Origin of the sequence: Streptomyces cinnamoneus, assembly GCF_002939475.1 — a bacterium.
In the GTDB taxonomy this organism is placed as follows: domain Bacteria; phylum Actinomycetota; class Actinomycetes; order Streptomycetales; family Streptomycetaceae; genus Streptomyces; species Streptomyces cinnamoneus_A.
Genome location: NZ_PKFQ01000001.1, coordinates 5,648,039 through 5,667,110 on the forward strand (window position 1 = coordinate 5,648,039; position 19,072 = coordinate 5,667,110).

Consider the following 19,072-nt stretch of genomic DNA (forward strand, 5'->3'; position numbering starts at 1 on the left):
GGTGACGATCCCCCACCAGACCCACGTCGCCCTGGACCCCGTCGTCGCCGCCCTCGGCGGGCTCGGTTCGCCGGTCGACTGCGCGGGCCTGCGCAGCCTGTCGCTGGAAGGGCCGCTCGTGCTGTGGCTCGTCGTGGACGGCGAGCTGGACCTGTTCGCCGTCGACGCCGCGCAGGCGGGCCACTGGCACTTCCTCGGCCGGCTGGGGGCGGGCACCCTGCTGCTGGGCCCGGCCGAGGGCCCCGCGCACACCCTGCTCGGCCGACCCCTGCACGGCTGCCTGCTGCGCCGCATCGAACTGCGGGAGCTGTACCGCCCCGAGTACCCCGAGTACCCCGGCTACGGGGGCCAGGACAACGGGCCGTGGTACGACGGACAGTACGGCCACGCCGACGGGATGCTCAGCCCCCTGGAGAACGCCTTCGCGCTCGGCGTCGGCCGCGGCCTGCGCGTGCTCTACCAGGCGCCGCTGGAGAGCCGCGCCACGACCGGCCGCAGCGCGGCCGACGACGACGTCCTGTGGATGCAGATCACCCCGGGCAGCGTGCAGTACGGCGCCATCTACGAGAGCCACGAGGGATACGACACCGCCGGCACGCTCCTCGTCGACGCGACGATGTGGCAGGGCATGGTCGACCAGCAGCACCGGCTGCTGTACGCGCTGGACCGCTGGATCGAGCAGCTGGAGCGCGCCCACGAGGACCGCACGGCGGCCGGCATCGAGGCCGGCGAGGCGGCCCGCACCCAGGCGGACCGGGCGCTGCTGGCCTCCATCGGCCGCTCCCGCGGGGACTCCCGCCGGGGCGCGAGCGACGACGCGACCTTCGCCGCCTGCCGCCTCGTCGCCGAGGCGGCAGGCGTCACGCTGACCGAACCGGGCGGCGCCGGCGCCGCCGCCGACGGGACGGACCCCGTCGAACGCGTCGCGCTCGCCTCACGGATCCGCACCCGCGCCGTCAAGCTGGACGGCCGCTGGTGGCGGGAGGACAGCGGGCCCCTGGTGGGCCGGCGCGCGGAGGACGGCGCACCGGTGGCGCTGCTGTGGCGGCGCGGCGGCTACGAGGCCGTCGACCCGGCCGCCGGCACGCGGGAGCGCGTGCGCGGGGACAACGAGGCCGCCTACGAACCGCGCGCCGTGATGTTCTACCGCCCGCTGCCCGACGTCCGGCTGAGCCCCTTGCGTCTGCTGCGCTTCGCCACGCGCGGCACCGGCGGGGAACTGCGCGGCCTCGTCCTGGGAGGGCTGGTCGCGGTCCTCCTGGGCGCCTTCGTGCCCATCGCCACGGGCAAGGTGCTCGGCGCGTACGTGCCCGAGGCCGAGAACGGCCTCATCGTGCAGACCGGGCTCGCGCTCGTCGCGACCAGCGTCGTCTCGGCCGCCTTCATGCTGCTGCAGAACATCTCCATCCTCCGCCTGGAGGGCCGCGTCGAGGCCACCTTGCAGCCGGCCGTGTGGGACCGGCTGCTGAGACTGCCGACGACGTTCTTCGCCGGCCGCTCCACCGGGGAACTGGCGAGCGCGGCCATGGGCGTCAGCGCGATCCGCCGCGTGCTGTCCGGCATCGGCTCGGTGTCCGTGCAGGCCGGCACCGTCGGCACGATGAACCTCGTGCTGCTGCTCGTCTACAGCGTGCCGCTGGCACTGGTGGCGGTCGCCATGCTGCTCCTCGTCGCCGTGGTCTTCCTCGGCCTCGGACTGTGGCAGCTGCGCTACCAGCGGCAGCTGATCAGGCTCGGCAACAAGCTCAACAACCAGGCGTTCCAGACCCTGCGGGGACTGCCCAAACTGCGCGTCGCCGCGGCCGAGAGCTTCGCCTACGCCGCCTGGGCCCGGGAGTTCGCCCGCACCCGCGAACTCCAGCAGCGCATCGGCCGGATCAAGAACGTCGTCACGGTGCTCAACGCGGTCTATCTGCCGCTGTGCACGCTGGTGATGTTCGTGCTGCTGGCCGGCCCGGCCCGGGGCAGCATGTCCGCCGGCGACTTCCTCACCTTCAGCACCGCCGTGACGATGCTGCTGTCCTCGGTCACCCAGCTGACCGGCGCGCTCCTGTCGGCCGCCGCCGTGCAGCCGATGTTCGAGCAGATCGAGCCCATCCTCAGGGAGGTCCCGGAGGTACGCGGCTCCAGCACCCGGCCGGGCCTGCTCACCGGCGCCGTCGAGGCGAAGAACCTGTCCTACCGGTACACCGACGACGGCCCGCTGGTGCTCGACGACGTGTCCTTCCAGGTGCGGCCGGGGGAGTTCGTGGCGATCGTCGGCGCGAGCGGCTGCGGCAAGTCGACCCTGCTGCGGCTGCTCATCGGCTTCGACAAGCCCCTCTCGGGCAGTGTGCTCTACGACGGCCAGGACCTGGCGGCGCTCGACCAGGCCGCCGTGCGCCGCCAGTGCGGCGTCGTCCTGCAGAACGCCCAGCCGTTCTCCGGCTCCATCCTGGAGTGCGTCTGCGGTGCGGAGACGTACCCGCTGGAGGAGGTCGCCGAGGCCGTGGCGATGGCGGGCCTGGCCGAGGACGTCAAGGCCATGCCCATGGGCCTGCACACCATGCTCTCCGACGGCGGCGGCACCGTCTCGGGCGGTCAGCGCCAGCGGCTGATGATCGCGCAGGCCCTCATCCGCAAGCCGCGCGTCCTCTTCCTGGACGAGGCCACCAGCGCGCTGGACAACGAGGCCCAGCGCGTGGTCATCGAGTCGACCCGCGCCCTGCGCGCCACCCGTGTCGTGATCGCCCACCGGCTGTCCACGGTCATGGACGCGGACCGGGTGATCGTCATGTCGGAGGGACGGGTCGTCCAGCAGGGCCCGCCGGCCGCACTGCTCGCCGACACCGGGGGGCTCTTCCACGAGCTGGTCCGCCGTCAGATCACCTGAGGGCGGCCGCTTCCCGGCGGCGCGCGGACTGTGCGCCGCCGGACGGCCTCCGGCGCCTGCCAGCGCGGACTCAGTACGGACTCGGTGCGGAGCCAGCGCGGAGTCGGTGCGGACTCAGTACGGGTGCCGGTCCGGCTTGCTCGTCCAGGCGTCGTAGGCGTGGGCGCCGATTTCGGGGTGGAGCTGCTCGATCTTGATCCTTCGCTCGCTCAGCGGTTTCGTGAAGTCCTCGTACTGGTAGGCGTCGTCGAAGCCGATCCGGCGGGTGTCGTCCAGGTCGCAGCTGAAGTAGACCTCGTCTATCCGCGCCCAGTAGATGGCGCTCATGCACATGGGGCACGGGGCGCCGCTGATGTAGATGGAGCAGCCCTGGAGCATCCGGGCCCGCTCGGGGACCGGATCCGGCGACCCCTCGGGACGGGGCACGTAGGCGAGGGTGCTCTCGTTCTGGTGCTCTTCGGAGATCGACGGAGCTTCGGGGTTGAGATGTGCCACGGCCTTGCGGATGGTCTCGACTTCGGCGTGGGCCGTGGGGTCCCCGGTCAGAAGGACGCGGTTCTGCCCGCGCGCGATGATCTCGCCGTCCCGGACGATTACCGCACCGAAGGGGCCGCCCCAGCCCTTCTCCACCGACTCGGTCGCGAGCCGTACCGCTTCGGTGATGAGTTCCTTGTGTTCCATCACGCGCCCTCCGATCGGCATGGCCGCCGGCGTGGGTGTCCTCTTGAGGAACGAAATCGTGGAACGGGTGAACAAACCCCTCGCGGGTAGACCAACCCCTGAGGCAACCAATCCTCGACGTCGACAACCCCTCGGCCGAACGCCCGATTTGCTCGAAAAGTCCTACACGAACTACGCTACCTGCTGTGAGTCCCCGTGCAAGCCGTGACGCCGGGGCTGACAACGCCACCGTGGTGATCTCGCAGAAGGTGCGCGCAGGCCGGGTCGGCGACTATCAGCGCTGGCAGGACAGGGCGAACGAGGCGGCCCGCGAATTCGAGGGGTTCGAGGGCGCCGAGGCGTACCCGCCCGAAGGCGGCGACGAGAACGTATGGGTGGCCGTCTTCCGGTTCTCCGGGATCGACCACCTGACCGCCTGGCTCGACTCGCCCCGGCGACGGGAACTGCTCGCCGAAGGCCAGGACCTGTTCGAGGGGCCTCCGACACAGGAGGTGCTCCACGGCGGCGCCCCCGCCGAGCAGGAGCCGGAAGCCGTCACGGCCGTCATCTCCCACGTGGTGGAGCCCGGACGGGAACAGGGGTTCCTGCGCTGGCAGGCGAAGGCCCTCAAGGCGCAGGAGAAGGCGCCCGGATTCATGGGGTCCGAGTTGTTCAGACCGGTCCAGGGAGTCCAGGAGCGCTGGGTCGCCGTGTTCCGGTTCGACTCCCGCGAGCACCTCGACGACTGGCTCGCGTCCGACGTCCGCCAGGAGCTGCTGGAGGAGGGGCGTCACTACTTCGCCTCCTACGACGTGCACAAGGTCGGTTCGGCGTTCAGCGGGTGGTTCCGCTTCGAGGGAGGCGCACGGGGCGGTGCCCCGCCCAACTGGAAGCAGGCCATGTCCGTGCTCCTGGCCCTCTATCCCACCGTGATGGTCCTGAACCTGACCGTGGGATACGAGCTGGACGAGCTCGGCGTCCCCGGCTACGTCGGTCTGTTCGTCGGCAACGTGCTGAGCGTCAGCGCGCTGACCTGGTTGCTGATGCCCCTGGTGAACAGAGCGCTCGCCTTCTGGCTGGTGCCGGGGCGCGCCCCGGCCCGCGTGCACGTGGCGGGCGCGGCGTTGGTGGTGCTCGCCTACCTGCTGTTCGTCGTGATCTTCGGGCTGATCAGCTGATGTCCGCGGGAGAGGGGTTCGAGGGGGTCCTGATCCGGCACGGCGACCGGGACTACGACCGCGCCAGGGCGGACGCGGTGTGGAACGGGCGCAAGCCGCAACGGTTCCCCGACGCCGTCGTGCGGGCCGCCTCCGAAGAGGACGTCCCGAGGGCCCTGTCCTACGCCCGCTCCCACGGGCTGCGCGTGTCGGTGCGCTCCGGCGGTCACAACTGGTCCGGCTCCCCGCTCCGGGACGGGGGCCTGCTGCTCGACCTGTCAGGGCTCGCGCGGTGCGAGGTCGACCCCGTGCCGGCGACGGCCACGGTCGGGCCCGCGGCCACCGGTCAGGACCTGGTCGCGGCGCTCGCCCCGCACGGACTGGCCTTCCCCGTGGGCCACTGCCCCACCGTCGCGGTGGGCGGATTCCTGCTGAGCGGCGGGCTCGGCTGGAACTCCCGTGCGTGGGGCGCGGCGTGCGCCGACGTCCAGGAGATCCAGGCCGTCACCGCGGACGGCCGGACGGTGATCTGCTCGGAGACGGAGAACAGCGACCTCTTCTGGGCCGCCCGGGGCGCGGGGCCGGGCTTCTTCGCCGTCACCACGCGCTTCCGGCTCGGCCTCCACCCCCAGCCGGCGGCCATCGTGACCACGAGCCTGACGTTCCCGGTGTCCGAGGTCGGCCGCGTGGCCGCATGGGGGGAGCGGACCGCGCGCGAACTCCCGCCGTACGTCGAGACGGCCCTCGTCCTGCGCGCCTCCGGAGACCCCGCCGCGACACCTCCGGCGGGGCCGCAGATCATGATCGGCGCCACCTCGTTCGCGGCGTCGCGGGAGGAGGCGCTCGCCTCGCTCGCCCCGGTGGACGCCTGCCCCTTCGCCGCGAGCGCCGAGTCCCGGCAGGCGCCCGAGCCGACGTCGTTCGCGGCCCTGCACGCGGGCGCAGGTTCCCTGTGGCCGCCCGGCCGCCGGTACGCGGCCGACACGCTGTGGTCGGCCGAGACCTACGAGACCCAGCTGACCCGGGCGGCCGACGCGGTCGCCCACGCCCCGTCCCCCAGGTCCCTCGTGCTCGCCCCGGTGCAACCGGTGTCCGAGGAGCCGGCCCTGCTGCGGAACATGGCCTTCTCGCCGCTCGGCCGGTCCTACTGCGTCTCCTACGCGATCTGGGACGACCCGGGCGCCGACGGGGCCAACGACCGCTGGCTGCGGGGCGTGGCGGCGGCGACGGACCCGTCGGGGCACGGCGGCCGGTACGTGGCCGAGGCCGACCTGGAAGCCGACGCCGCCCGAGCCCGGCGCGCGTACGCCCCCGCCGACTGGGACCGCCTGCAGGAGCTCAAGGCACGGTGGGACCCGGAGAACGTGTTCCACCCCTACCTGGCACCATGACGTGCCGCGCGCGCCGGCGTGCACCGGCAGCCCGGGGGACGGCGGTCATGCCCGCCGCCCCGAATCCGTGGGGAGCAGGTAGTTGGGTCCGTCGACGTAGTACTTGTTGATGTCCACGGCCCCCGAGCGGTCCTTGCTGAACAGCGTTCCGGCGGTGACCATCGCCTTGATCGGCAACCGGGGCGCCTTGAGCACCCGGGCGCGCAGCACCGCGGCCGGTTCCGCGGGAAGCCGGTCGACGGCTTCGGTGAGGCGGTCCCGGACGAGCCCCAGCCAGGTGTCCAACGGGCCCCGGCCGCGTTCGGCCAGTTCGAAGGCAAGGGCAGCCGCACACAGATGAACGGGCACGGTCGTGAACAGGTCGGCCAGCGGGCCGTCGTCGGTGACGAGGACCCGGGGGTCGGCGAAGCCCAGCAGACCCGCGGCTGCCGCCCCGCCGATCCGTGCGGCAAGGCGCGCAGGGTGCACGCGTGGCCCGTCGTTGTCCTTGAGCAGCAGCCGCATCCGGGGGAGGCCGCCGTGGCCGTCGAGGACGATCGAGGTGTTCTGCTGGTGCGATTCCAGCGCGACGCCATAGGAGAAGAGGGTGGTGTGCCAGTCCAGCAGGCGGACGGTATGAGGAGCAGACCATGCACGACGCCGAGACCGGCAAGCCGCTTCACCGCGCAGGTCGCCGCTCTGGACGCCTTCGACGAGGTCCTGGCGGACCTCGCATGGCCCTGCGCGTGCGGCTCCGCCGCGGTGACCTGCTGCTGGTGGACAACATGGCCATCCTGCACGGCAGGACTTCGTTCGCCGACCCACCCCCACCGCACGCCGGCCGCTGCCTGGCGCGGGTGTGGGCCGACTGATCCGTTCTTCCCTCTGCCCGTGGCCGTTTCGTGGACCGTGGCCCGTTAGCCTCCAGCCATGGTTGGTAGAGGGATGCACGGTGCTGCTGTTGGGCAGATGTGGTTCGAGCCGACGGTCGAGTTTCGGGCCCAGATGAAGCACGGCTGCGGAGACGACAGATGGTTCTGGAGATCGGCGGAGTTGATAGTGCCGCCGCTCCGTGAACCCCTTGGGTCGCAGGGGGAACTCCGTGCGGCAGTTCGCGTCTACGGCCGGTTGGCTGCATCGATCTTGGAAATCAGAAAGCAGGTCTTGCGCGCTCGGGTAACAGGTCATTGGCTGCCGGACGGTGGCACTGCCGTAGCGCACTACGAGTGGCGACGCTCTGGGGAGACGGGCCGACTGATACCTGCGGAGGAACCAGTCGTCCTGTGGATCGGCTGAACTCTGAGACCTGGGGTGACCGCTGTTCACCGCCCTGAAGGGGACGGTTGGGGCACGCACCGCGTGCACCCGGTGTCGGTTCGGCTCCGACTGACGTCGGCGAAGGTGACGCCCCCCGATTGGCTGCTCGTGCGGTGCCGCCCTGTGGCGGAGGTGCGTCAGCTCTGTGCGGTGTCGTCGCTCGCCTGCCCGGCGGTCTCAGCTGCGCGTGCCTTCTCGCGCATCTTGCGCACCAGCTCGGCCTTCTGGGCGGCGGCACTCTGGCGGTCGCGGTTGCGGTGCGGACCGTTGTTCTGCCGTTCGGCACGGGACAGCTTCTTGCGCTGGCCGCCGCCCTGGCCCACGGGGTTGTTGATGTTCTTGCTGTCGGTCACGGGTTCTCCCGATGTGATGTGAAGTGATCTACGGATTCATCGGTGGGGGACGGGCGCGGCGACGTCGAAGGACGTCGGCAGGGGCCCGTCACGCTCTCACTCGTAAATCGGTGTCTGGAAGAACATGACAAAGACGTTACCTGGTTCCGTCGGCCCCGCACGCCAGGTTTTCGCCGCCCCCGCGTCGGCCGGGCTTCCGCCGAGTGCCCGGGGTCGGCTCGGCTACGACCGGCCGTGCGCGGTGGGGTGATCTGGCGCACAGATGCCGTGCCACCCCTTTTCGCCACCCTCCGTAGCCGCGTGCTGACATTCTTCCCAGCAGATTCTCCCCAGGGGGCCTTGCGGCCTGCTTCCACGCGTTCGCGGGAGCTAAGTTGATCAATGGCGTCGATGTGCTGCCTACAGCCAGTCCCGCTTCTTGAAGATGAAGTACAGGCTCACGCACACCACCGCCATCAACAGGATCGCGAAGGGGTACCCGAACGCCCACTTCAGCTCGGGCATCGCCTCGAAGTTCATCCCGTAGATCGTCCCCACCAGCGTGGGCGCGAACAAAATCGCCGCCCACGACGAGATCTTCTTGATCTCCTCGTTCTGCTCGAAGCCCGCCTCCGCCAGCGCCCGCATCTCCGCGTTCTGCTGCTGGGTGACGAGGGTGGCGTTGACCTGGAGGATGTCGGTGAGGGCCGAGCGGATGCCGTCGACGCGTTCGCTGATGTGGGTGACGTGGTCGGCGACGTCGCGCAGGTAGCTCTGGAGTTCGTCGTCGGTGCCGTATTTGGTGAAGCCGGCCATCAGGCCGTGCAGCATGCCGGTCAGGGGGCGGGTGGCGCGCTGGAACTCCACCATCTCGCGGGCCAGTTCGTAGATGCGCCGGGACACGGCCGGGTCACCGCCGAAGACCTCGGTCTCGATCTCGTCGACGTCGTTCTGGACGCCCGCCACGACCGGCGCGTAGTCGTCGACCACCGCGTCGAGGATGGCGTAGAGCACGGCCTCCGGGCCCAGGGCCAGCAGCTCGGGGTTGCCCTCCATGCGGCGGCGCACCGCCGAGAGGTCGGGGGCCGCGCCGTGGCGGACCGTGATGACGAAGTCGGGGCCGACGAAGACGTGCAGCTCGCCGAAGTCGACCTCTTCGGGGGCGTCGAGGTAGCGGGCGGCGCGCAGGACGACGAAGAGCGTGTCGCCGTAGCGCTCCAGCTTGGGGCGCTGATGGGCTTCGAGGGCGTCCTCGACGGCCAGCTGGTGGAGGTCGAACTCGTCGGCGAGGGAGAGCAGTTCCTCCTCGCTTGGCCGGTGCAGTCCGATCCACGCCATGCTGTCGGGCTGGTCGCGCAGCAGCCGGTAGGTGTCCGCCAGCGAGCCGGGAGTGGCGACGCGGTGGCCGTCGCGGTAGACGGCGGCGTGGACGACGCTGCCCTCGTCGCGGTCCGGAGCGGCCGGCGGGGTGCCGGGTGCGGCCGGGGGAGTGGCGGGGGTGACCGCGCGACCGTTCATGGGGCGCAGCCACGAGTGGCGCTTGGGCGTGGAGCGGGGGCGGGGAGGGCGTTCGGGCACGGAATCTCATTCCCTCTCGCTCGTCTCAGGGCCACAGAACAGGATATACGGGCCCAAAGAAACGTCTGGGGCGGGTGGTGTTCTCGGAACGTACCCCTCCAGGGGCGGTCAGCCGGAGTGTCTCAGTGAGTCCAGATGCCGGGTCAGCACCCGCCGCATCGCCTCCGGCGTCACGTCGCCGGGACGCAGGACGGCCTGGAGCGTGAGGCCGTCGAGCAGAGCGGCGAGCCGCAGGGCCTCGATGTCGAAGTCGGCGTCCTCGGAGAGCCCGCCCGCGCGCCGCGCCTCGCTCAGCACCCGGACGAGCAGGGCGTGCATGCCCTCGTGCGAGGCGTCCAGGCGCGGGCGCAGTTCCGGCCGGGTGCGGGCGGCCGTGGTGAAGGCCAGCCAGAGCGTCGCCTCCTCCTGGCGCGCCGCGTCGAGCGGCAGGAATTCGGCCAGCAGTTCCGTCATCCCCGCCCGGCGGTCCCCGGCCCGCGCCCCGGGGCTCAGGATCCGGTCGGCGTGGCCGCGTACGCGGTGCTCGATGCGGCGGGCCAGTTCCTCCATGGCGAACGTCATCAGCTCGCCGTGGCCCGTGAAGTAGTGGCGCACCGAGCCGATGGCGAGCCCGGCCTCGTCGGCGACCTTGCGCAGCGAGGCGTTCTCCAGGCCGTCCCGGGCGGCGACACGGAACACCGCGTCCGCCACCTCCTGCCGGCGGGCCTCACGGTCGACGATCTTCGGCATGTTGCCTTTTATAGCACGACCGGGCTAAATTCTTTTTGGCACGACCGAGCTATAAAAGACCGAAGGAGTGGTGGAGTGAACGTCTGGCTGCTCGCCGGGCTCATCGCCGTGGCCGCTGTCGCCGTGATCGCCAAGCGCCTGGGCGGCGAACCCCTCAACGTCCGCGACCTGTTCGCCCCCGCCGTGGTGCTCACCGCCTTGGGCGGCTGGTCGGTGTACCGCGCGCACGACCTCACCGGCGGCGACCTCGCCTGGGCCGTCGCCGGCGTCGCCCTGGGCCTCGCGCTCGGCGCCCTACGGGGCCGGACTGTCCACGTCTTCGAGAAGCAGGGCGTGCTGTGGCAGCGCTACACCGGCCGCACCTTCCTCGTCATCGCCCTGTCCGTCCCGGTCATGGGCGGCTTCGCACTGCTCGCCGCCTCGATGGGCATGCACGAGCAGGCGCGGCCCGTCCAGCTCTCCATCGGCGTCGGCTTCCTCGGCGAGGCCCTCGTGATCGGCCGCCGGGGCCTGGTCAGCGGCATCCCCTTCGCCCCCGACCGCCGCTGACCCCACCGCGCCCCGCCCTCACTCCCCGACGTCGCGACTGCGCAGGTCCGCCGCCGTCTCCCTGCGGACGAGCAGTCGCGCCCGTCCTCCCGAGACGGCGGCCACCGGAGGCCGCCCGACCAGGTTGTACACCGAGGCCATCGACAGCTGGTACGCCCCCGACGCCGGCACCGCCAGCACGTCCCCGGGCCTGACGTCCGCCGGCAGCGGCACGTCCTCCGCCAGCACGTCACCCGCCTCACAGTGCCGGCCCACCACCGTCACCGGCCGCGGCGGCGCCCCGGCTGCGCGCCCCACCAGCCGGACCGTGTACCGCGCCCCGTACAGCGCCGGACGGGGGTTGTCGCTCATGCCGCCGTCCACGGCGACGAACATGCGGTCCCCCGCGGACTTCACGGCCAGCACCCGGTAGAGGGCCACCCCCGCCGGGCCGGTGATCCAGCGGCCCGGTTCCACGGTCAGCCGGGGCACCGGAAGCCCCTGCCGGCCGCACAGCGACTCCAGTTCGCCGCCCACGCGCTCGGCGTACCCGCGCGGGTCCAGGGCCGGGTCCCCCTCGCGGTAGGCGATGGCGAAGCCACCGCCCAGACCGAGTTCGGGGAAGATCACGCCGTGCCGGTCGCGCAGGCGGCCGAGCAGCGGGACCAGACGGCGCACGGCCGCGATGTACGGGCCGGTCGAAGCGATCTGCGAACCCAGGTGGCAGTGCAGGCCGACGAGTTCGAGCCGGGGCTGGCCCAGGACCCGGGCCACGGCCTCCTCCGCCTCGCCGCTCGCGACGGACAGGCCGAACTTCTGCCCCTCCACCCCCGTCCGCACCGCCGCGTGCGCACCCGCCGCCACGCCCGGCACCACGCGGACCATGACCCGCTGCCGGGCACCCGGCGGCACCAGCGCCGCCAGGCGGGCGATCTCGCCGGTGCCGTCGATGACGACGCGGCCCACACCCAGCCGCAGCGCCGTGCGCAGGTCGTCGGGGCTCTTGGCGTTGCCGTGCAGGACGATGCGCTCGGGCGGGAAGCCCGCGAGCGCGGCGAGTTCCAGTTCCCCGGCGGAACAGGCGTCGAGGCCGAGGCCCTCCTCCTCGATCCAGCGGACCAGCGCGCGGCACAGGAACGCCTTGCCCGCGTAGGCGACGCCGGCGTCCGGCAGGGCCGCGCGCCAGGCCCGGGCCCGCGCGCGGACCTCGTCCTCGTCGATGACGTACGAGGGGGTGCCGAACCGGTCGGCCAGCTCGGCGAGGGCGACGCCGCCGACGGCCAGGTCGCCCGAGGGCAGCACCCGGGCGGACGCCGGCCACACGGGCGCGGGTGCGGGCGTGGGCTCCTCGGCCGGGACGGGCAGCGGACGCGGTGCGAGGGGAAGGGACACGGGCGATCTCCTTCGGTGGAACGTGCGGAGGCCGGGGTCCCGGCGCCCCGGCCGGCGGCGGCCGGGACGCCGGGACCGGGGCGGCGGTCCGTGGGGACGGCGGACGTCAGCCCGGGAAGCTCAGCAGCAACGGCGAGGTGTCCTCGGGCGACCGCCGTACGGGCGGGGCGCTGAGCTGGGGATCGACGGAGACCTCGGTGACGCCGAGCGGGGCGGCCAGGGCCGAGACGGCCGGCAGGGCGAGGCGGACCGACGGGACGGCCGGGCCCAGACAGTCGACGAGCCGCCGCCGGGTGGTGAAGGCGACGGCCGTCCGGGTGCCGAGCGGGGTGCGGAACAGACGCAGGGCGAAGCCCGTGGGGCAGGGCCGCACGGGGACGTACAGCGGCCTCGCCGGGCCGGGATGGGAGGGGTCGCCGTCGTCGGCCCGGTGGCCGTCGGCGCGGTCCGCGCGGCCGGCGGCATCGGAGGTCGTGACGGCTGCGACGGCCGCCGCTTCGGCGGGGGTACGGCTCACATGCATGACGGTCCTCGGTGGGAGTGCCGGTAAAGGACGGTGCGACGGTCACGCTATGCCCGCCCCATGCCCCGCCGAGCGCTTCCTTGACAGCACGTTTACCCGTTCCGGTGGTCCCTTGACGGCGTGTTGACGTGCGGCCCTTCGCGCGCCGGGACACCCCCGCCCCTTGACCCGCCCGGGACACCGCTCCAGGATCACCGGAGCAGAGGGCGCCGGCCGGCGGGCCGGAACCGCGCCGCGCGACACTGGAGGACACGTGACGACAACCAGCGCGACGGGCACCACCGGCCCGGCGGAGGCCTTCCGGGCGGCCCGGGACTTCCTGCTCGCGCACCGCGAGGACTACGCGCGGGCGTACGAAGGCTTCACCTGGCCCCGGCCCGCCGAGTTCAACTGGGCGATCGACTGGTTCGACACGATCGCCGACGGCAACGACCGCACCGCGCTGTGGATCGTCGAGGAGGACGGCACCGAACAGCGGATCTCCTTCGACGCGCTGCGCCGCCGCTCCGACCGCGTCGCCAACTGGCTGCGCGCCCGGGGCGTACGGGCCGGCGACCGCCTCGTCGTCATGCTCGGCAACCAGACCGAGCTGTGGGAGACCGCCCTCGCCGCGATGAAGCTGCGCGCCGTCGTCATCCCCGCCACCCCGCTGCTGGGCCCCGCCGACCTCGCCGACCGCCTCGCCCGCGGCCGGGCCCGCCACGTGGTCGTACGGGCCGAGGACACCGCCAAGTTCACGGACGTGCCCGGCGACTACACCCGCATCGCGGTCGGCGGCACGCCCGGCGGGGACTGGCTGGCGTACGAGGACTCGGCCCACGCGGACGAGGCGTTCACGCCCGACGGACCCACCCGGGCCGACGAGCCGCTGCTGCTCTACTTCACCTCCGGCACCACGGCCCAGCCCAAACTGGTCGAACACACCCACACCTCTTACCCCGTCGGGCACCTGACGACCATGTACTGGATCGGCCTGCGGCCCGGCGACGTCCACCTCAACATCTCCTCGCCCGGCTGGGCCAAGCACGCCTGGTCCAACCTCTTCGCCCCCTGGAACGCCGAGGCCACGGTCTTCGTGCACAACTACACCCGCTTCGACGCGGCCCGCCTGATGGCCGAGATGGACCGCTGCGGCGTCACCAGCTTCTGCGCCCCGCCGACCGTCTGGCGGATGCTCATCCAGGCCGACCTGGGCGCCCTGCGACGCCCGCCGCGGGAGGCCGTGGCCGCCGGCGAGCCGCTCAACCCCGAGGTCATCGAGGCCGTCCGCAGGGCCTGGGGGCTGACCATCCGGGACGGCTTCGGCCAGACGGAGACGTCCGTGCAGGTCGCCAACCCGCCCGGCCAGGCACTGAAGACCGGCTCCATGGGCCGCCCCAGCCCCGGCTTCACCGTGGCCCTGCTCGACCCGCACACCGGGGAGCCGGCCGACGAGGGCGAGATCGCCCTCGACCTGAGCGAGCGTCCCGTCGGCCTGATGACCGGCTACGCGGGCGACCCCGAGCGCACCGCCGAGGTGATGGCCGGCGGCTACTACCGCACCGGCGACATCGGCTCCCGCGACGCCGACGGATACATCACCTACGTCGGGCGCGCCGACGACGTCTTCAAGTCCAGCGACTACAAGATCTCGCCCTTCGAGCTGGAGAGCGCGCTGCTGGAGCACGAGGCCGTCGTGGAGGCCGCCGTCGTCCCGGCGCCCGACCCCCTGCGGCTGTCCGTGCCCAAGGCCTACGTCGTGCTCGCCGAGGGCTGGGAGCCCGGCCCCGACACCGCCAAGGCCCTCTTCGCCCACTCACGGGCCGTGCTCGCGCCGTACAAGCGGATCCGCCGCCTGGAGTTCGCCGACCTGCCCAAGACGGTGTCCGGCAAGATCCGCCGCGTCGAGCTGCGCGAGCGGACCGCGCGGGGCGGCGGCGTCGAGTACCGGGAGGAGGACCACCGGTGAGCGCCCCCGCCGGGCCCGGAAAGGCGTGAGCGGGGAGGGCCCTCCCGGGCCCACCCCGCCATCCCCCGTGCCCCCCGTATCCCCCCGTGGTCGTGCTTCCCCCGTGGTGGGCCCGCGTTCCCCCGTGGTCCGCGGGCCCGGCCCCAGTTTCCGCCTCGCGGCAGCCAAGTCGCCATGCCGCGACGCGAGTTCAGAGCAAGAATTGAGGTTGGCGGTGCGTGCGGGCCTCAGCCGCGGCCGCGCCGGACGAGCTCGTCGGCCCAGTCGTTGAGGGCCCGCGGCAGGCCCGTGAGATCCAGGACGAACAGCGGAAGACGCAGGTCGTCGGCGCGCGTGCGCGCGTCGCCCGCGTATCCGGCCAGCGAGAAGCAGGCGCTGTCGGACGACTCGAGCAGGCCGTGCAGCCACAGGCACTCCACGTCCCGCAGCGTGGTGGGCAACGTCGTCGGGTCGACCCGGACGACGAGTCCCTCGGCCCGCAGGTCGACGCCGGACGCGGCGGGCGCCGGGCAGCTGCCGGGACGCCGTACGCCCGTGAAGCCGAGCCAGCGCAGATAGCGTTCGGCCGCCATGACCGCGTCGCGCTCGGTGCGGATCGCCACCGGCCGGAAGGGCGGGGGCGTGACCGCGCCCCGGCGGGACCCGTCGTCGTCGGGCCCTCGCGGCGCGACGTCGCACGACGGCTGGACGGGCAGCCGCACCACTGCCCCGCAGGAGCAGCCGAACTCGGGCCGCGGCCACTGGCCCTGGCGGTCGCAGGCGGGGCAGCGCACGGCGACCCACGAGTCCCGCCAGGTCCGGTGGGCGAGTAACTCCGGGTCCGCGTCCGGCAGGACGGGCACGGTGAGGGGGGCTCCGCAGGCACAGGGGAAGGTGGGCGGGGTGAAGGAGTGCTCCCGGCGGCACGTGGGGCAGTGCACCGGCACGCTCTTGGCCATGGTGGGCTCCAGCGGGGGATCCGTAGGGGTTGTGGGGCACCCCATCGTCCACGATGCGGAGCCGGCCGTGCAGCCAATCGCCAAGGCCGGCGCGGAGGTTCCGGGCGGCGGCGCCGGAGGGCGCGACCGGGACGTGGGCCGGCGCCGCCGCCCGGGTCCCCGAGGCTGACCCGCGCGGGGTCAGGGGAGGGGCTCGAACTCCTCGACGGCGTCGATGTCCGGCCCGTGCGGGGTGTTCGCCTCCCGCTCGATCATGATCTCGACGAGCACCGGCCGGGACGTCGAGACGGCCTCCTTGCGGGCCCATTCCAGGGCCGGCCGGATGTCCGCGGGGCCCGTGACGCGGCGTCCCGAACAGCCGTAGGCGCGCATGAGCCCGACGTTGTCCGTACCGGTTTCGTCGTAGTGGACGTCGACCTGGTAGTTCATTCCGTAGCCGATCGAGGCCTGCCGGATCAGTCCCAGGTATTCGTTGTTGAGCATGATCAGGACGCAGGGCACCTCGTACTGGGCGGCGACCGCCAGCTCCTCCACCATGTACTGGAAGCCGTAGTCCCCGACGACGCCGACCACCTCGGTGCCGCCCCGGCCCATGCCCTCCAGCGCCTTCTTCACCCCGATCGCCGCGGGGATCTCCCAGCCGAGCGGCCCGGCCTGGCCGCACACCTGGTAGTGGCGCGGGCGGTGGGCCTTCTGGTGCTGGCCGCCCCAGATCTGGTACAAGCCGATGGCGGTGACGAAGTAGGTGTCCTCGCCGAAGGTCTCGTTGATCTCCTTGTAGACCCGCGGCGCCTTGACCGGGACCGTGTCGAAGTCCTCCCGGCGGGTCAGGGTCCGCTTGAGGTGGCGGCAGCGGTCGCGCCACGGGGCGCCGCCCGCCGTCGCGCCGCGGCGCTTCGCCGCCTCCAGCAGGGCGGCGAGGAAGAGCTTCGCGTCGGCGACGACGCCCAGGTCGGGTTCGATGACCCGGCCCAGCTGTGTGGGCTCGACGTCGACGTGCACGAACGTGCGCGCGCCCTTGTAGACCGCGGTGTCCGCACCGGTGTGCCGGTCACCGAAGCGGGCGCCGACGGCCAGCACGAAGTCCGACTCCAGGAACGAGGCGTTGGCGTACCGCTGACAGGTCTGGATGCCGGTCGTGCCCATGTTGAGCTCGTGGTCGTCCTCGATGACGCCCTTGCCCATGAGGGTGACCTGGAAGGGGACGCGCAGGTGTTCCACGAGCGCCCGCAGTTCGTCCGCCGCGTCCGCCAGGATCACCCCGCCGCCGGCCAGGACCAGCGGCCGTTCGGCCGCCAGCAGCAGCTCCAGCGCGGCCGCCACGGCGGGCGGGTGCGGCTCGGCCGTCCGCAGCGGCAGCCGGGTGTCGGCGGCCGCGTCGTAGAGGATCTCGCGCCGGGCGACGTCGACGGGGATGTCGACGAGTACCGGCCCGGGGCGGCCCTCGCGCGCGGTCCGGAACGCCTCGCGGAAGACCCAGGGGACCTGGGCCGCCTCCTTGACCTGCACGGCCCACTTGGTCACCGGCCGCACGACGTCCACGATGTCGACCGCCTGGAAGGCCTCCTGGTGCAGCTTGGCCGAGACGGCCTGGCCGGAGACGCACAGCATCGGCACGGAGTCGGCGAAGGCGGTGTAGAGACCCGTGACGAGGTTGGTGGCGCCGGGGCCGGAGGTGGCGAGGGCGACCCCGACCCTGCCGTTGGTGCGGGCCCAGCCGTCGGCCATGTGGGTCGCGCCCTCCTCGTGCCGCACGATGAGGTGCTCGATCCCGCCGACCCGCGCCATCGCCTGGTAGAGGGGCAGGATGGCGGCGCCGGGGCAGCCGAAGGCGATGTCGACGCCCTCGTCCTTCATGACGTGCACCGCCGCCTCCATGGCGGGCATCCGCACGGCGGTCACCGGACCGGCCCGCCGGACAGCCGTTCCACGCCGCGCAGCAGCGCGGAGTGGTCGAGCCCGCCGTCGCCCTGGGCGCGCAGCGCCGCGACCAGCTGGGCGACCAGGGCGCCCACGGGCACGGCGGCGCCGACCGCGCGGGCCGCGTCGGTGACGATGCCCATGTCCTTGTGGTGCAGGTCGACCCGGAAGCCCGGGGTGAAGTCGCGGGCGAGGAAGGCGTGTTTCTTGCGGGTGAGCACGGCGGAGCCGGCGAGCCCGCCGCCGAGCACGTCCAGGGCGGCGGCCAGGTCCACGCCGGACTTCTCCAGGAAGACCACGGCCTCGGCGCACGCCTGGAGCGTGACGGCCACGATGAGCTGGTTCGCGGCCTTGACGGTCTGGCCGGCGCCGTGCGGGCCGGTCAGGACGACGGTCGTCCCGAGGACCCGCAGCAGGGGCTCGGCCGCGGCGAAGTCGTCCGGGTGGCCGCCCACCATGACGGAGAGCACGCCTTCGACGGCACCGGCCTCACCCCCGCTGACCGGGGCGTCGAGGACGCGGAGGCCGCGGGCCGCGCCGGCCTCGGCCAGGGCCCGGGAGATCCGCGGGGTGACCGAGGACATGTCGATGAACAGGGCGCCGGGCCGGGCCCGGGCCAGGACGCCCTCGTCGCCGTGGGCGACGGCGGCGACCTGGGCGTCGGCGGGCAGCATGGTGACGACGACGTCCGCGTCGCGCACGGCGTCGGCGACGGACCCCGCCGGGGTGCCGCCCGCGGCGGCCAGGCGGTCGAGCTTGTGCTCCTCAAGGGTGTACCCGGTGACGGAGTAGCCCGCCTTGAGCAGGTTCTCGGCCATGGGCGCGCCCATGATGCCGAGGCCTATCCAGGCGACGGAGGGGAGTGCGGTGTCGGCCAGCATGGTGTCGCGTCCGTTCCTCTCGATGGGTGGGGGAGCGGGTCCTCAGCCGGCGGCCGGGCGCGACGGGGCGCACCGGTCCGCCAGCCAGGCGAAGCTCTCGGCGTGCGGGGCGGCGGGCTTGTGCTCCAGGCCGATCCAGCCGGCGTAGCCCGCCTCGTCGAGCCGGTCCAGCAGGGCGGGGACGTCCAGGCGGCCGGAGCCGGGGGCGCCGCGCCCGGGGACGTCGGCGATCTGGACGTGGCCCGTGACGCCGCCCGCGTGGGCGGCGATGACCTCGGGAAGGTCCTCGCCGTTCGTCGCCAGGTGGTAGAGGTCCATGAGGAACCGCGCGTTGTCCAGGCCGGTGGCCTTGTTGACCTTGTCCACGACCTCGATCGCGTCCGCCGCCGTGACGAGCGGATAGTGCGGTGACTCCCGGGAGTTGAGGGCCTCGACCAGCAGCCGGGCGCCCGCCCGGTCGGCGGCCCGTGCCGCGTGGACGAGGTTCTCCAGGGCGAGGGCGTCCTGTTCCCGCGGGTCGAGCCCCGCGACGCGGTTGCCGTACAGCGCGTTGAGCGCGGTGCACCCCACCGACCGTGCGAAGGCGGCGGCGACCTCCACGTTCGCGCGGAAGCGCGCCGACTCCTCGCCGGGCAGCGACAGGGCGCCCCGGTCGGGCCCCGGCAGGCGGCCCGCGTAGAAGTTGAGCGCCACCAGGCGGGTCCCGGCGCGGGCCAGGGCCTCGCGCAGCGCGTCGAGCCGGGCCGCCTCGGGCACCGGCTCGTCGGGCCAGGGCCACCACAGCTCCACGGCCGTGAAGCCCGCCGCCGCGGCCGCCGCGGGGCGCCGCAGGAGAGGGAGCCCGGTGAAGAGGATCGAGAGGTTCACATCGAAGCGGTCCAGGGAACGGGAGCCTGCCATGCCCGGCCTCATTTCCGTATGACGGAA

General features: G+C 73.0%; 16 protein-coding genes and 1 pseudogene. 6 read left to right on the plus strand and 11 right to left on the minus strand.

Annotation, left to right across the window (positions count from 1 at the left end):
- Window position 1: 1 nt before the first annotated feature.
- Window positions 2-2,872, plus strand: a complete 2,871-nt coding sequence (locus CYQ11_RS25040; RefSeq protein ID WP_099202585.1) for an NHLP bacteriocin export ABC transporter permease/ATPase subunit — start codon at window positions 2-4, stop codon at window positions 2,870-2,872.
- Between the two features lie 114 nt (window positions 2,873-2,986).
- Here CYQ11_RS25040 and CYQ11_RS25045 read toward each other — a convergent pair whose 3' ends face one another.
- Window positions 2,987-3,553 (minus strand): nucleoside deaminase, encoded by a 567-nt coding sequence (locus CYQ11_RS25045; RefSeq protein WP_099202876.1) that lies wholly within the window; start codon window positions 3,551-3,553, stop codon window positions 2,987-2,989.
- Window positions 3,554-3,738: 185 nt separating this feature from the next.
- On the opposite strand from CYQ11_RS25045, the gene CYQ11_RS25050 reads away from it, so the two are divergent.
- Together CYQ11_RS25050 and CYQ11_RS25055 are read left to right on the plus strand one after the other, a co-directional pair.
- The gene (locus CYQ11_RS25050) at window positions 3,739-4,710 is read left to right on the plus strand and encodes an antibiotic biosynthesis monooxygenase (protein ID WP_240003697.1); all 972 of its coding nucleotides are present in this window, start codon (window positions 3,739-3,741) and stop codon (window positions 4,708-4,710) included.
- Window positions 4,710-6,080 (plus strand): FAD-binding oxidoreductase, encoded by a 1,371-nt coding sequence (locus CYQ11_RS25055; RefSeq protein ID WP_099202586.1) that lies wholly within the window; start codon window positions 4,710-4,712, stop codon window positions 6,078-6,080. The genes CYQ11_RS25050 and CYQ11_RS25055 overlap by 1 nt, the downstream gene beginning before the upstream one ends.
- 45 nt (window positions 6,081-6,125) lie before the next feature.
- Here CYQ11_RS25055 and CYQ11_RS25060 read toward each other — a convergent pair.
- Window positions 6,126-6,686, minus strand: a pseudogene (locus CYQ11_RS25060) (IucA/IucC family C-terminal-domain containing protein); the annotation flags it as partial.
- Window positions 6,687-6,793: 107 nt separating this feature from the next.
- On the opposite strand from CYQ11_RS25060, the gene CYQ11_RS30475 reads away from it, so the two are divergent.
- The gene (locus tag CYQ11_RS30475) at window positions 6,794-6,931 is read left to right on the plus strand and encodes a TauD/TfdA family dioxygenase (protein WP_240003698.1); all 138 of its coding nucleotides are present in this window, start codon (window positions 6,794-6,796) and stop codon (window positions 6,929-6,931) included.
- Between the two features lie 582 nt (window positions 6,932-7,513).
- Here CYQ11_RS30475 and CYQ11_RS25070 read toward each other — a convergent pair.
- The 3 genes from CYQ11_RS25070 to CYQ11_RS25080 all read right to left on the minus strand — a co-directional run bounded on the left by CYQ11_RS25070 (window position 7,514) and on the right by CYQ11_RS25080 (window position 10,015).
- Entirely contained in the window at window positions 7,514-7,729 is a 216-nt protein-coding gene (locus CYQ11_RS25070; protein ID WP_099202589.1) for a DUF6243 family protein, read from the minus strand.
- 399 nt (window positions 7,730-8,128) lie between these two features.
- A complete protein-coding gene (locus CYQ11_RS25075) occupies window positions 8,129-9,226 on the minus strand; it encodes a magnesium and cobalt transport protein CorA (RefSeq protein ID WP_099202878.1) in 1,098 nt (365 codons plus the stop codon).
- A gap of 168 nt (window positions 9,227-9,394) precedes the next feature.
- Window positions 9,395-10,015, minus strand: coding sequence for a TetR/AcrR family transcriptional regulator (locus CYQ11_RS25080; protein ID WP_099202590.1), 621 nt, complete (start codon window positions 10,013-10,015; stop codon window positions 9,395-9,397).
- Between the two features lie 75 nt (window positions 10,016-10,090).
- Here CYQ11_RS25080 and CYQ11_RS25085 point away from each other — a divergent pair, with 75 nt between their 5' ends.
- The gene (locus tag CYQ11_RS25085; protein ID WP_099202591.1) at window positions 10,091-10,564 is read left to right on the plus strand and encodes a DUF1453 domain-containing protein; all 474 of its coding nucleotides are present in this window, start codon (window positions 10,091-10,093) and stop codon (window positions 10,562-10,564) included.
- An 18-nt stretch (window positions 10,565-10,582) separates the two neighbouring features.
- Here the strand turns inward: CYQ11_RS25085 and lysA are convergent, their stop codons facing one another.
- Entirely contained in the window at window positions 10,583-11,935 is a 1,353-nt protein-coding gene (gene lysA / locus CYQ11_RS25090; RefSeq protein ID WP_398780973.1) for a diaminopimelate decarboxylase, read from the minus strand.
- Between the two features lie 106 nt (window positions 11,936-12,041).
- Window positions 12,042-12,452 carry an SAV_915 family protein gene (locus tag CYQ11_RS25095; RefSeq protein ID WP_338105728.1) on the minus strand — a complete coding sequence of 137 codons (411 nt, stop codon included), beginning with the start codon at window positions 12,450-12,452 and terminating at the stop codon, window positions 12,042-12,044.
- A 259-nt stretch (window positions 12,453-12,711) separates the two neighbouring features.
- Between CYQ11_RS25095 and CYQ11_RS25100 the strand changes: the two genes are divergently transcribed.
- Window positions 12,712-14,406, plus strand: a complete 1,695-nt coding sequence (locus CYQ11_RS25100) for an AMP-binding protein (protein ID WP_099202592.1) — start codon at window positions 12,712-12,714, stop codon at window positions 14,404-14,406.
- A gap of 227 nt (window positions 14,407-14,633) precedes the next feature.
- Here the strand turns inward: CYQ11_RS25100 and CYQ11_RS25105 are convergent, their stop codons facing one another.
- The 4 genes from CYQ11_RS25105 to CYQ11_RS25120 all read right to left on the minus strand — a co-directional run bounded on the left by CYQ11_RS25105 (window position 14,634) and on the right by CYQ11_RS25120 (window position 19,045).
- Window positions 14,634-15,344 (minus strand): hypothetical protein, encoded by a 711-nt coding sequence (locus tag CYQ11_RS25105; protein ID WP_099202593.1) that lies wholly within the window; start codon window positions 15,342-15,344, stop codon window positions 14,634-14,636.
- A gap of 180 nt (window positions 15,345-15,524) precedes the next feature.
- A complete protein-coding gene (gene gcl / locus CYQ11_RS25110) occupies window positions 15,525-17,231 on the minus strand; it encodes a glyoxylate carboligase (protein ID WP_099202881.1) in 1,707 nt (568 codons plus the stop codon).
- Window positions 17,232-17,242: 11 nt separating this feature from the next.
- Window positions 17,243-18,145, minus strand: coding sequence for a 2-hydroxy-3-oxopropionate reductase (locus CYQ11_RS25115; RefSeq protein WP_099202594.1), 903 nt, complete (start codon window positions 18,143-18,145; stop codon window positions 17,243-17,245).
- A gap of 42 nt (window positions 18,146-18,187) precedes the next feature.
- Window positions 18,188-19,045, minus strand: a complete 858-nt coding sequence (locus CYQ11_RS25120) for a TIM barrel protein (protein WP_099202595.1) — start codon at window positions 19,043-19,045, stop codon at window positions 18,188-18,190.
- Window positions 19,046-19,072 lie beyond the last annotated feature (27 nt).